Origin of the sequence: uncultured Planococcus sp. (assembly GCF_947501725.1) — a bacterium.
In the GTDB taxonomy this organism is placed as follows: domain Bacteria; phylum Bacillota; class Bacilli; order Bacillales_A; family Planococcaceae; genus Planococcus; species Planococcus donghaensis_C.
Window position 1 is genome coordinate 1 of record NZ_CANMXD010000007.1, and the last position, 11,753, is coordinate 11,753.

Sequence of the window (11,753 nt, forward strand, 5' to 3'; positions counted from 1 at the left end):
GAATACCTGCGGAATGAATACCGAGATCCACATAGAAGAAGAGAAGGGTACGAGTAACAGGAAAGCGAACCCTTGTCTTCACTTTACATATGTTCGCAAAATATCAATTTAACGAACAAATAGAGTAGGCATATGATAAAATAAAGAGTATCAAGGTAGTTATCATCAAATTTACTCAAATCATGCAATTATTCACTTAATCCTCTGAAAAGCAGGTGTTACAAATTGAACCCATTTAATCGCGTCGACGAATTAAAAAAGCAATTAGATCAATACAGACCTCTTCCGGCCGCAGCTGTGAAGAACCTGCGCGATGTATACCGGGTGGAATGGACGTACAATTCGAATGCCATCGAAGGCAATACTTTATCGCTGATTGAAACCAAAGTAGTTATGGAAGATGGCTTAACGATTGGCGGCAAGCGACTGCAGGAGCACTTCGAAGTCATCAACCACGCAGAAGCCATTACCTTTATTGAGGAACAGGTCACTCAAACTGAGCCATTGGATGAGCGCACGCTAAAGACGATTCATCACTTGATCTTAAAGAACATCGACGATGAAAACGCCGGCAGGTATCGCTCGATTAACGTGAGAATTTCCGGTAGCCGGCATGAACCACCGCATTTTCTGCAGGTCGCAAATGAAATGCAGGAGCTTTTCGCTTGGTATGAACAAGAAAAAGATCGTATGCACCCGGTGGAACTGGCCGCATTATTTCATTTCAAATTTGTTTATATTCATCCGTTTGCAGATGGCAATGGACGGACTGCAAGATTGCTGATGAACTTGATTCTGATGGGTCACGGCTTCCCTCCTGCTATCGTCAAAGCGGAAGATACGCAGCGCTTAACCTATTACAAAGTGCTGGAAACAGCGAGCGTACAAGGCGATACACAGCCTTTCATCGAGTTGATTAAGCAGTGCGTAGAAGAAAGTTTGACGACGTATTTAAAAGCGATTCTATAGCAGTTAGTCTATTAACTTGATAATTTTCTAGAAAAAGCACTTATCACCACTATATGTTCGCTTAAATTACATTTTGCGAACATATAGAAATACATGAAAATGGAGGCTATTATGATATGGCGCTGACACCTGAAGAATTACAAGTCCTCCAACGGATTGAAAAACAGCTGAAGGACATGCCTTTTTATGTCGTAGAATATGTACGTTCCAAAAAACGCGCTGGTCTTTCGGCCGACACCTTGCTGCAGTATCTTTACCGGTATCAACACTTTTTCCAATGGCTGCTCCGTGAAGGACTTACAGAGGCTAAGGATACGCCTTCTATCCCCTTTGCTGTGTTGGCTGAATTGAAGAAGCAGGACGTGGAACTCTATATTGAGTTTTTAAAGGAAGAATCCATTACCCATGAAAACAACACCGTGAAAAAACGCGGCAATGCCGTCGTGACGCTCTCCGTGAATGCATTAAAATCGCTCTTCAACTACCTGACAAAAGAGACGGAAAACGAAGACGGCGAATCGTACTTCTACCGGAATGTCATGAGCAAAATTGTGCTGCACACGAAAAAAGAGACAGCCAGCCGCCGCGCGCAAAAAATCAGCTCCGTCATCCTGAATGAGCATGAAATCAATGATTTCCTCCAATTCATGGATCAGGAGTATGAAACCACTTTGACGAGTGGACTAGCACGTCAGCGTTTTAACCGAGATAAGGAGCGGGATTTAGCGATTCTCTCTCTTTTCCTTGGAAGCGGCATCCGTCTTGGAGAAATGGCCCGGATTCTCGTCAAGAAAGTGAATCTCAAAAAACAATTGATTGACATCAAGCGGAAAGGCGCGAAAGAAGATACTGTGCGGGTGATGGATCAAGCAATTCAACACGTAAAAGACTACATAGAAATCCGGGAAGCTCGGTATAGCGGATCGAAAGAAGTTCCATTCCTGTTTGTCACGCTTTACGGAGGGATAACACGCCCCCTCTCCCGTCGTGCCATTGAGAACCTGGTGAGCAAATATACCGCGGCATTTGCGCAAGGAGAAGGCATGAGCCCGCACAAGCTTCGACACAGTTTTGCGGCGGATTTCATCCGCAATGGGGGTAGTATTGTTCTGTTGCGCGATCAGTTAGGCCACAGCAATATCGAGACCACTTCTCTCTATACCAATTTGTCCAACAAAGACAATGAACAGGTCTTAACACGGATGGAAGAAAATCGATTAAAGCAGTAGACATGATAACCATTAGTGGCTATGAAAAAAGGACAAACGACTCTAGAAAGACGTTTGTCCTTTTTATCTTGAGGATTTTTAATAATGAATGTTATTTTAATTAATATTTTGCTAACAAATTTGCAACTTAATCAAAGTAAAGGCAGGGTGATAGAAGAAAACAATTTCAATCTTATTTTACGCTAAATAGAATTTTAGCGAACAGTTAAAGTTAATATCTAAATTATTTTCCCTCAAAACCAGAAGAGGGAGGAATAAGTTCTTCCTATCCCTTCTCTGATAACTTTCTATAGCAATTCTTTATTTTTTCCCCTTAGACTTTTAGTATCAATTTTTCCTTCTTCTATTAAGTTTAATAAATGAGCTTTAACGCTAGCTTCTTCTAATGACTGACTTTGATATTCCATATAGCCTGGTATATATTCTCGAAGAAAAACCATGTACTTCCTGTCTTTTTTATCATAAATGCCAAAAGAAGGGTAAAGCTTTCTGTCTTTTTTATCATATTTTATCCAGCTCGAATAATTCTTATCTTCTGTTAGACAATATCTTTCTCTTCCTCTTTCTGAATTCTTAAATTCACTCACACTTTGTTTAGCCAGTTCTAAAAAATTTTCATCTAATAAAGCATTACATGAAAAAGCTCTTTTTTTAGCTTCATTTTCGTCAGCAAACCAGCAAACAACCTCAAATTTATGCAAGTCTAAGAGTTGATATCCTGGAGACTTGCCAAGGCTACCAGGGTAACTAACGCTATGGTATCTTTCTGAGGTATCCCAATCAATTCTATTATTTAAACTAAAAACTAACGAACTGGCTTGGCTTGAGTTAAAATATTCGTTAAGCTTACTCTTCTCTTTCTCATCGTATATAAACCAATTAACAATATCGTTACGAACACTTTTCTTAGTTATGAACCTTTTTGGTTGTTCAACAACCTTTACTGGATCGGGTATTTCCTTCGCTTTATTTTCAGCTTTCATCTCAAAATAAATTCTATATGCATTTATCAAAGGAATGAGCATTTGTTTCTCCTTTATACTGTATTTTGTACTGAAAACTCTTAATTCACTAGTTCATAATCTTGTAAATACATATCAGTTACGTTTTCTAAATGGTCTCCAGCTTTATAGAAGTAAGTTTCATCATACTCTTTCAAGCCAATGAGGATGTTTTCATTTGCCAAGCGCTGCTCACTGATCATCTTAATATGGCAATAAATAGTGCCATTCGGTCAAAGACACCCGTATCTACTTGAGAAAAATCGATCTGCATCTTTTTCACTCTTCTCGCTTATTTATATCGGGAGGAGCAATCCATTTGTTTAGCTGTTATTGTACTGAGGTTGCTTTATTTTTCTGACATATTATGTGGAATACGCTAGGTTCGATATCAAATTGATAAACCAATTCTATTTCCATCTTCCGATAATCCCTCATATGTAAAGTTTACAAATAAACTGTAAAAAAGAGATTCCCGCCAGCTTAGATAAAAAATTAAGAGGTTACTTCAGTTCTACCCAGCCATTCTTTAAAGCTGTTACAACAGCTTGTGTTCGATCATGAAGCTCCATCTTTCGTAAAATAGCAGAAACAGAATTCTTAACCGTCTTTTCGCTGATTTCCAACACTCCGCCTAAGGATCGATTGCTGTGACCATCTGCCAGCAGCTGCAAAATCGCTGATTCCCGGGCCGTGAGTAAATGATACGGACGCCCCTGACCTCTGTTTGAAGTAAAGTACCTAGGTTCTCCTTTATGACCAGCTTATTAAACTCAGCGAAAAAGTCCTTTGTGACCTTTGGGTGCAAGTAAAAGCCGCCATTGACAACCGTTTTAATGGCACTGGCTATTGAAGCAGAATCCATTTCCTTCAGCAGATAACCCGAGGCTCTTCCCTTGATCGCTTGAGAAACGCACGAAAAATCATCAACGATTGAAAAAATGAGCACTTTTGAAAACGGAAATTGCTGAAGAAGTTCCTGCATGGCCTCAATTCCGTTTTTACGTGGAAGATTTACCTCGATTAGTACAGCATCAGACCGATACTGCTTATATAACGGAAGAAGTTCCATCCCATTCTTTCCTTCAGCTACAATTCGTAAATCCATATCCATTTCCAAAACTCGCTTTAGGCCTTCACAAAAAAAGGGGAGAATCAACGATTAATAGACCAATTTTTTGAAGATTATTATAGAAAGAAATAAAAAGAAGGAATCAAAGCATTACTTATAAAAACAGGTCTCCGCTGGAAACGTCATGATTCGTTCATTGATATACCGTTGTTTCCGCTTTATAATGAGGATACTTGAGGAAAAGGAGGTATGTTTGGCATGCCAATCAGTATTTTCGGATTTCAGGCTTTATGGAGTCCGTCTTACTTAGGAGTCCTTATCTTGATCACGGTCTTTTATTTTTTCATCACAATCAAATGGCGGGGGAAATTTAAAGACAGTGAACCTTTACATCAGAAAGAAGCTCTGCTGTTCGTTTCAGGGATGGTTTTGTTATATGTTATAAAAGGCTCACCGATTGATCTGCTCGGCCACATCATGTTCACGATGCACATGGTTCAGATGGCGCTGTTACTGCTTCTGGTACCACCCCTATTGATTATGGGGATTCCAACGTGGCTGTGGAGATGGTTTATCGATTTGCCGATTATCAAACCGCTATTTCTGTTCTTCACAAAACCGATGCTCGCGTTATTATTGTTCGGGATTTTCTTTTCGGTATACCATTTGCCCCTGGTATTCGATTTTGTAAAACAGGACATATTGCTCCATTCGTTAATGAACGGGACACTTTTCATACTGGCGATTTTCTATTGGTGGCCGTTGGTCAACAAATTGGAAGGCATGCACAAATTCCATGGACTGAAAAAACTCGGCTTCCTTTTCGGCTTAAGCGTTTTGATGACACCGGCGTGTGCATTGATCATCTTCAGTGATTCACCATTTTATGCAACATACAGCGATGCAGATTTATGGCTGCAGGCAATGACTTTATGCGTACCAATCGGTACTTTATCCCAGTTGAATTTGTCTGGTCCCGAGTTGTTTTCTTCTATGTCCTTAATTGAAGATCAGCGGACCGGTGGCATTACGATGAAGATTATACAAGAGTTGGTTTTTACCGTGTTTATATGGCTGGCATTTTATGAATGGCTGCGCAATGAAAACGAAAATGCCGATGAAATTACCGCCCAAGTTTTAAAGGACCGAAAAGAGATGGCTTATCACCGACATAATGGTTGAAGCAAGAAAAAGGGATTAAAGAGAATGAATTTACCGCTATAGCCTACTAAATTAACACAAAAAAATGGGGCAATATAAAACACCTTCGAAATGGTACACTTATCATGAACTGATTTCCATTTAAGGGCAGTTTATAAAAAAGTACCCTGCAGTTAGGCTTACCATAAGATGACTCCGGTATTCTACGAGGTCACTGAAAAACCCTCCTTTGAAATCAATAGGAGACACAAAAAGAGGCAGAATGGCAGACTTTTCTGCCTCCTGCCTCCTTTTTTGTTCGATTATTGCTCTGCTGCTTCCCCGCGCTCACCCAGTAACCGAAGGATTTGTTTCAAGTTCACCGTAAAAATCAACATGGCTCCTTGCACTGCCATGCCGCTGAATCCAGCTCCGGATGCCCCATGATTATCCATGCCGATTCTTCAGTTCGCTGTTCTTGGCTTCGATTTTATATCGCTCCTTGGCGGTCTGCTTGAAGAACTCACTTTATTGGAAGACAAACTGGTTTGTATGTTCTATGGATTAACTGGTCATCGAATAGGTCTTGCTTTTGGCTCCTTCCTTTTAACAGTCTTCTCTTAGCGGACAGCGTTCACAAAATTCCTTTGACTAAGCCCCTCTCTTTTTTCCCTGCCGAGCTTTCCGGATGACCATATGATCTACTTTACAAACGTACATGTCAACGTCTTTATTGAAATGGGGTTCAGCTTGGAGATAAGACAGATGTGGTTCTTCTCCGCGTATTGGAGATTCTCTTTTGAAATGAATATCTCATGTCTAAATTCGTTATCACATAACAGAATCCATCGGTAAATAACTGTATTCTTCAAATGAATATTGTTTTTTAGGTGCCTTTAGACTCTGTTGGAGTTCGCCCTCTCTAACTTTCAACCAAGTCTGTATAAATGACCAACCGTTCCTCGTACTCACCTGTACTTTCATCAAAAACGCCTGTACAAGTGATTAGGTTTAAATGTGATTCTGAACTGTCGCCAAATATCATCTCCCGGTTCTAATTTTTTCAAATCATAAAAAGTTCCAGGCTGGGAAAAGCCATCTACATGACCAGCCAAAACGGCATTGCCATTATCGCCTGGTCTTATTCCAGGCTCATACCACCCAATTTCATAGATGCTTTTCGGTGCTTACATTCTGCCGTCTGCAGTTTGGCCGACCGGAATCACTGTTGCACGTGCATCGATTGCCGGTATTTCAATGAGTGCTGGCATGACGCCAGGTTGTTTTTCCTCTGTATCTTCTCTTGCAGGCTGGAACGAATGAACGGAAAAGTCTTTTTTCAAAATTTCTTCTTCAAATGCAGTTTCCCGCTGAACAGTTTTTTCGGAAATTTGTTCTTTCATTTGCTGGAAAGCCAGTTCCCCTTCTGAGGGTGAAGAGTCGGTCTCCAGAATCGGGCTGCCGCTGAGAGTTGTGAAAAGAAACAAGATATAAATAAGGAAAGCCTTTTTAATAAATGAGTTTATTATTTCCACTCCTCCCTCTTTATATTTTACTCCATACCGCTTCCTACCCGTTAAAAACCGGATATAACATTATCACTCAAATTTTCTATATAGGTTTGAAGAATTCTTAAGAAGAATGAACCGTATCTTACTCAATAGATAAATTGGTTTTAATTCCAAATTTTTTTACCAAAGCAGAATGCAAGTTAATACTTCGCTTTTTCGAAACATTTGAAATAACACCAAGTTATAAAATGTAGAAGATCACCTGTGTCAATGAAATTATGCAGAGGTATCAACGGTTCTCTTGTTTCAACAGGCGATTCGAATACTTTTTCTTTATATCGTATATGAGAGGCATATTCCATTTGGATGTTATGACCGTCAGTTTTGAAACAGGCTCACCCCTTTATTGCTTAGTCATTTATAAAAGTATATTAACAATAAAAACCCATCTGGCTAAGAACCTGCTGGAAACGATTTTTCGTTGTATTTATGTTACGCTAAATACAATTTATTAAATACGGGTGTTATCTCGAGTTACTAGTCTGGCGCAAAATGCCTGCCAGAAGTCTCAAGACTTTCATCATTACCTGGAAAGCGAGAAACTCTTTCCAGGCAGAATTACAAAGGAGAATTTACATGCTGAAAAAAGAATGGCCGAAGTACTCAATCTTGGCAATTGCCCTCATTGCAACTTGGCTCAAAACTTATACAGTCTATAAAACCAGTTTTTCAATTACAATCGATAATCCTCTTCAGGAACTCATCCTTTTTTTGAGTCCTTTAAGTTTATTGTTATTTTTTTATGGACTTTCCCTATTTTTTAAAAGCGTGAAAAATCAAAACCGTTATTTATTCATTGCAACTCTTTTTACTTCCGTTGTTTTGTATGCAAATGTCGTGTTCTATCGATTTTTTACTGACTTTATCACATTGCCTGTGCTCTTTCAGACAGACAACTTCGGGGATCTTGGTGCAAGCACAGTAGCCAGCATTTATATGACGGATGTATTATATTTCACCGATGTCATTGTATTGTGGCTGGCCATCAAATTTATTCGAGTAAAAACCCATGCGTCAGAATCCCCTATGGTTCAGCGCAAGGTCTATTTCATCTTATCTGCCGCTGTCCTGTTCTTGAACTTGGGTCTGGCTGAAACGGAAAGGCCCCAACTTCTGACACGCAGTTTTGACCGGGAAATGCTGGTAAAGAATTTAGGTATGTATAATTATCATCTTTACGATCTTTTTATCCAGTCCCGTTCCCAGGTACAGCGAACATTTGCTGAGAGTTCAGATCTGGTAGAGGTGAATAATTATATACGCAGCAATCAAATAGATCCGTCGGCTGAAATGTCTGGAATAGCTGAAGGAAAAAACCTGATTATAGTAGCCTTGGAATCCATGCAGTCGTTTCCGATTAATAATGAAATGAACGGACAAACCATCACACCTTTCTTGAATGAATTGACCGAAGATGAAGACACTATTTATTTCCCAAACTTCTATCATCAAACTGGGCTTGGGAAAACCTCAGATTCCGAATTTCTGCTGGAAACGTCCTTGTATCCTCGAAGCGGTGGTGCCGTATTCTTCACTCATAGTGGAAATACGTTTAATTCCATGGCTGAAAAGCTTGGAAACAAAGGTTATTCCACGAGTGTGCAACACGCGAATACGAAAAGTTTCTGGAATCGTGACATGATGTATGACTCACTGAGCATCGACGAATTTTTAGATTTGGACAGCTTTACGGTAGAAGAAGGCCAAGCCGTCAACTGGGGCTTGAAGGATATTCCTTTCTTTGAACAGTCTGTTGCGAATATGACTGAAATGCAGGAGCCTTTCTACAGCCGTTTAATTACCTTGACTAACCATTACCCATTTACGCTGGACGAACAAGATAAGATGATTGATGAGTTTGACTCGAATTCAGGGACGTTGAACCGCTATTTCCAAACAGTCCGTTACTTGGATGAGGCTGTTAAGTCCTTGTTCGAAGAGTTGAAAGAAAAAGGACTTTATGAAAATTCCATCATTGTAATGTATGGTGACCATTATGGGATTTCAGAAAATCATAACGAAGCCATGGCCCAATATTTGGGCAAGGAAATTACACCTTATGAATCTGCCAAGCTGCAACGGGTACCATTTTTCGTCCACATTCCCGGTTCAGGAAAAGGCGGTGTCAATGAAGAAATTGGCGGTCAAATCGATATGCGTCCGACAATCCTTAACTTGATGGGCATCGATACTTCGACAGATTTGCAATTCGGCAATGATTTGTTTTCAGAAGAGCGAGAGGAGTTTGTTATCTTTCGCGATGGACGCTTTGTAACCGATCAATATGTCTTTGCAGAAAATATTTGTTATGAGAATGGCACTGGCGAAGAAGTTGATAAACAGCTATGTGCGCCTTACATCGAACAGGCTCTTACTGAACTGCAGTACTCGGAATCGATTATTACCGGGGATTTGCTGCGGTTCTACGATAAAAAAACCGGTGAACTACTGCTTGCCGATTAATATTAGCAATACAAAAAGGACAAACGGCTGGTTGCAGCCCATTTGTCCTTTTTGTATTGGCCTATATTTAACATAATCGTAAAGCCGTTTATTCTTTTTGATACTATTCTTCGTATTTGTTGTAATAGAATAGTACGTCCTCCACATACTCTTCGCTATGGTTGTAAGTGGAAATTGCCTGCTCGAGATTCCCTTGTGAAGCACCGCTTTGGGATAAATAGTTTGCTGCGCTGTATAAGGCATCTTTTAAATTATATGGGTCCGCCACACCGTCTTTATTGCCATCCACACCGTATCCTCCATACTTTTGAATCGCAATGGGGTCCGTTTTTTCACTATCGTCAATATCGCCTTTGCCAAGACCCGTACAGGTCGGGTGGCTCCAGCCAACAAATGTGCACGGCATAAATTGCAAATGGCCTTCCGCACCTGCTGGTGACAGAAGAGGATCCATCGTAGAGAATTTTGTTTCAACGCGATGATGTGCAGCCAATAAGGTCCATGGGATATCGTAAGCGTTCGCAGCTTCTTGATATAAAGGAATATAGTCCTCTGGCACTTCCGGTTCAAACATATGTTGAGCAAACTTCTTCAGAGGACTATCGTCCGCTTTTCCGGAAACTAGCATCAATGCAAAGATTACCAATATAGATAAGATAGCAATAACCGACCAAAAAGCAACGAATTGCCTATTTGCACCGTTTCGCTTTCTTTTCCTGATTTTCGTTTTCATATTTTTCACACCTGACATCACTATTTCTGTTAACCTATTCCATCCTCAAGAAAAATATTTTTTCCCGTTTTTCCCTTTGCATCAATTCTTCAAAAGCCCGAACCCCATAATGTTTTTAGGAATTCCCCTTGGATCAGCCCGGTTTTATCTGCTCCATGTAGCTTGCAATATCCTGCTCGGACATTTCACCTGTAATGATTTTTACGATTTTCCCCTCTGGATTGGCCAAGATCGTGATAGGAAGGGGGCGAATGTTGTAAACTTCCATCACGCTTTTATCCTTATCGATGACAATGGGAAACGTCAGATTACGCTGTTCGGCATATTGCCTCACTTCATAATCCGATTGGGCAATGTTGACAGCCAGTATCTGCACACCTTGGTCCTTGTATACTTGATACTGTTTGTCCATAGCAGTTTAGTTTTCTCACCTGCTGTCACATATATATTAAATGAACCAATTTCATAATTCCGAGCCCTTGCGGCTCTAAGGAGTTACAGGAATTCGATAGACTTCATAGCGAACAGGAATTGATTGCTGGCATTGGCTGTTCAATTCATCAATACATAATCGTTTTCTGAATTCAACATCATGGATTCAAAGAACAGCGAAGGGAAGTTTTCATTCCATTCGATGAAACTTACGTTTGCTGTCTGGTCGGTTGTATAGCCATAAGCCAGTTGTGTACGAGGATCATCGGTCAACTGCAGTTTGACCAATGGCCCTTCAGGCGTCAGCCAGTTTAACTGGGCTTGGCGGTTTTCAAGCGAAAAAGTGATCCACTCATCTTCTGCTTCTTCCGTTTCGAACAATGGTTCTTGCGCAATCATCAACCAGGTTTGGTTCTGATGTCTTGGCGGCAGCCAGTAATTTTTAGCTAGAACACCTTCCTCTAAAGTAAATTCAGGGATTTCGTGGCGAAGTTCCTGTACCCCGTCTCCATTGCTCAGCTGCAGGTTACGTGAAACAAAGACATTCCCCTGCAAAATTTCTGTATTTCCTCTAGTGAAGACTCCATAAGGATTGGTTGTCGGGTCTGGACCGTAAATTTCCTCGTCCAGACTCGCCGCAGCTTCCGGGTTCCAGGACTTGAAGTCGGCCTCAGCTAGATTTTTGACGTTCAAGGATAGCGCATATGGAATCCATCCGGTATTTTCAATTTCTTCGAAAATGAGCGATGTCCCGTTTTCAAGTGTCCGTTCGACAAGTGTGTAAGTTCCAACATTCAAGCCAAGCAAAGACATGTCATAGACAACTGTCATATCGCTGCCTTTTTCAGTGGCTGCCGATTCACTTAAGTTGATGAACATAGGCTTTTCAATCGCCAACGTCACTTCTTTATCCGAATAGACCTCGACTTCATTTTTCAAAAACATGATAGCTGTAAAAATAATCAGCACCATGAAAAATACGACGAATAATAAAATCACTAATTTCCTGAACATATTTTCCACCTCAGTTTTCTGTATTGTAGCTAGTTTTGGTTAGAGTTTCTGAAGCAAAAGAAAAAATCGCATAATGAAGCAGCGAATGAACGGAAAATGAAGATGTTTTGATAAGCTGTCCGTAAGCCA

Annotated in this window: 9 protein-coding genes and 3 pseudogenes; 4 read left to right on the top strand and 8 right to left on the bottom strand. The window is 40.4% G+C overall.

Annotated elements, in window-relative coordinates; genetic code table 11:
- Positions 1 to 225: 225 nt before the first annotated feature.
- On the top strand, positions 226 to 969 hold the full coding sequence (locus tag Q0785_RS11360) for a Fic family protein (RefSeq protein ID WP_298829817.1): 744 nt from the start codon (positions 226 to 228) through the stop codon (positions 967 to 969).
- A gap of 116 nt (positions 970 to 1,085) precedes the next feature.
- Positions 1,086 to 2,198, top strand: a complete 1,113-nt coding sequence (gene xerS, locus Q0785_RS11365; protein WP_298829819.1) for a tyrosine recombinase XerS — start codon at positions 1,086 to 1,088, stop codon at positions 2,196 to 2,198.
- A 287-nt stretch (positions 2,199 to 2,485) separates the two neighbouring features.
- Here xerS and Q0785_RS11370 read toward each other — a convergent pair whose 3' ends face one another.
- Positions 2,486 to 3,223: a hypothetical protein gene (locus Q0785_RS11370; protein WP_298829821.1), complete on the bottom strand. Its 738-nt coding sequence runs from the start codon at positions 3,221 to 3,223 to the stop codon at positions 2,486 to 2,488.
- Positions 3,224 to 3,702: 479 nt separating this feature from the next.
- Positions 3,703 to 4,374: pseudogene (locus tag Q0785_RS11375) on the bottom strand (response regulator transcription factor).
- Between the two features lie 155 nt (positions 4,375 to 4,529).
- Between Q0785_RS11375 and ctaG the strand changes: the two are divergent.
- Positions 4,530 to 5,453 (top strand): cytochrome c oxidase assembly factor CtaG, encoded by a 924-nt coding sequence (gene ctaG / locus Q0785_RS11380; protein ID WP_149456932.1) that lies wholly within the window; start codon positions 4,530 to 4,532, stop codon positions 5,451 to 5,453.
- A 281-nt stretch (positions 5,454 to 5,734) separates the two neighbouring features.
- Here the strand turns inward: ctaG and Q0785_RS11385 are convergent.
- The 3 genes and pseudogenes from Q0785_RS11385 to Q0785_RS11395 form a co-directional block, all read right to left on the bottom strand.
- A pseudogene (locus tag Q0785_RS11385) lies at positions 5,735 to 6,211 on the bottom strand (transposase); the annotation flags it as partial.
- 183 nt (positions 6,212 to 6,394) lie between these two features.
- On the bottom strand, positions 6,395 to 6,526 hold the full coding sequence (locus Q0785_RS11390; RefSeq protein WP_262499810.1) for a hypothetical protein: 132 nt from the start codon (positions 6,524 to 6,526) through the stop codon (positions 6,395 to 6,397).
- 72 nt (positions 6,527 to 6,598) lie between these two features.
- The gene (locus tag Q0785_RS11395; protein ID WP_262499809.1) at positions 6,599 to 6,946 is read right to left on the bottom strand and encodes a hypothetical protein; all 348 of its coding nucleotides are present in this window, start codon (positions 6,944 to 6,946) and stop codon (positions 6,599 to 6,601) included.
- Positions 6,947 to 7,558: 612 nt separating this feature from the next.
- Between Q0785_RS11395 and Q0785_RS11400 the strand changes: the two genes are divergently transcribed.
- Positions 7,559 to 9,445 (top strand): LTA synthase family protein, encoded by a 1,887-nt coding sequence (locus Q0785_RS11400; protein ID WP_149456931.1) that lies wholly within the window; start codon positions 7,559 to 7,561, stop codon positions 9,443 to 9,445.
- A 103-nt stretch (positions 9,446 to 9,548) separates the two neighbouring features.
- Here the strand turns inward: Q0785_RS11400 and Q0785_RS11405 are convergent, their stop codons facing one another.
- From Q0785_RS11405 to Q0785_RS11415, 3 genes and pseudogenes are all read right to left on the bottom strand, one after another.
- Positions 9,549 to 10,073, bottom strand: coding sequence for a lytic transglycosylase domain-containing protein (locus tag Q0785_RS11405; RefSeq protein WP_262499819.1), 525 nt, complete (start codon positions 10,071 to 10,073; stop codon positions 9,549 to 9,551).
- A 238-nt stretch (positions 10,074 to 10,311) separates the two neighbouring features.
- Positions 10,312 to 10,593: pseudogene (locus tag Q0785_RS11410) on the bottom strand (redoxin domain-containing protein); the annotation flags it as partial.
- A 137-nt stretch (positions 10,594 to 10,730) separates the two neighbouring features.
- Positions 10,731 to 11,624 (bottom strand): hypothetical protein, encoded by an 894-nt coding sequence (locus tag Q0785_RS11415; protein WP_298829839.1) that lies wholly within the window; start codon positions 11,622 to 11,624, stop codon positions 10,731 to 10,733.
- Positions 11,625 to 11,753: the final 129 nt, after the last annotated feature.

Coding starts and splice junctions, on each gene's coding strand:
- xerS (WP_298829819.1), top strand. CDS start 1,086: ATGGCGCTGACACCTGAAGAATTACAAGTCCTCCAACGGATTGAAAAA.
- Q0785_RS11370 (WP_298829821.1), bottom strand. CDS start 3,223: ATGCTCATTCCTTTGATAAATGCATATAGAATTTATTTTGAGATGAAA.
- ctaG (WP_149456932.1), top strand. CDS start 4,530: ATGCCAATCAGTATTTTCGGATTTCAGGCTTTATGGAGTCCGTCTTAC.
- Q0785_RS11400 (WP_149456931.1), top strand. CDS start 7,559: ATGCTGAAAAAAGAATGGCCGAAGTACTCAATCTTGGCAATTGCCCTC.
- Q0785_RS11405 (WP_262499819.1), bottom strand. CDS start 10,073: ATGCTAGTTTCCGGAAAAGCGGACGATAGTCCTCTGAAGAAGTTTGCT.
- Q0785_RS11415 (WP_298829839.1), bottom strand. CDS start 11,624: ATGTTCAGGAAATTAGTGATTTTATTATTCGTCGTATTTTTCATGGTG.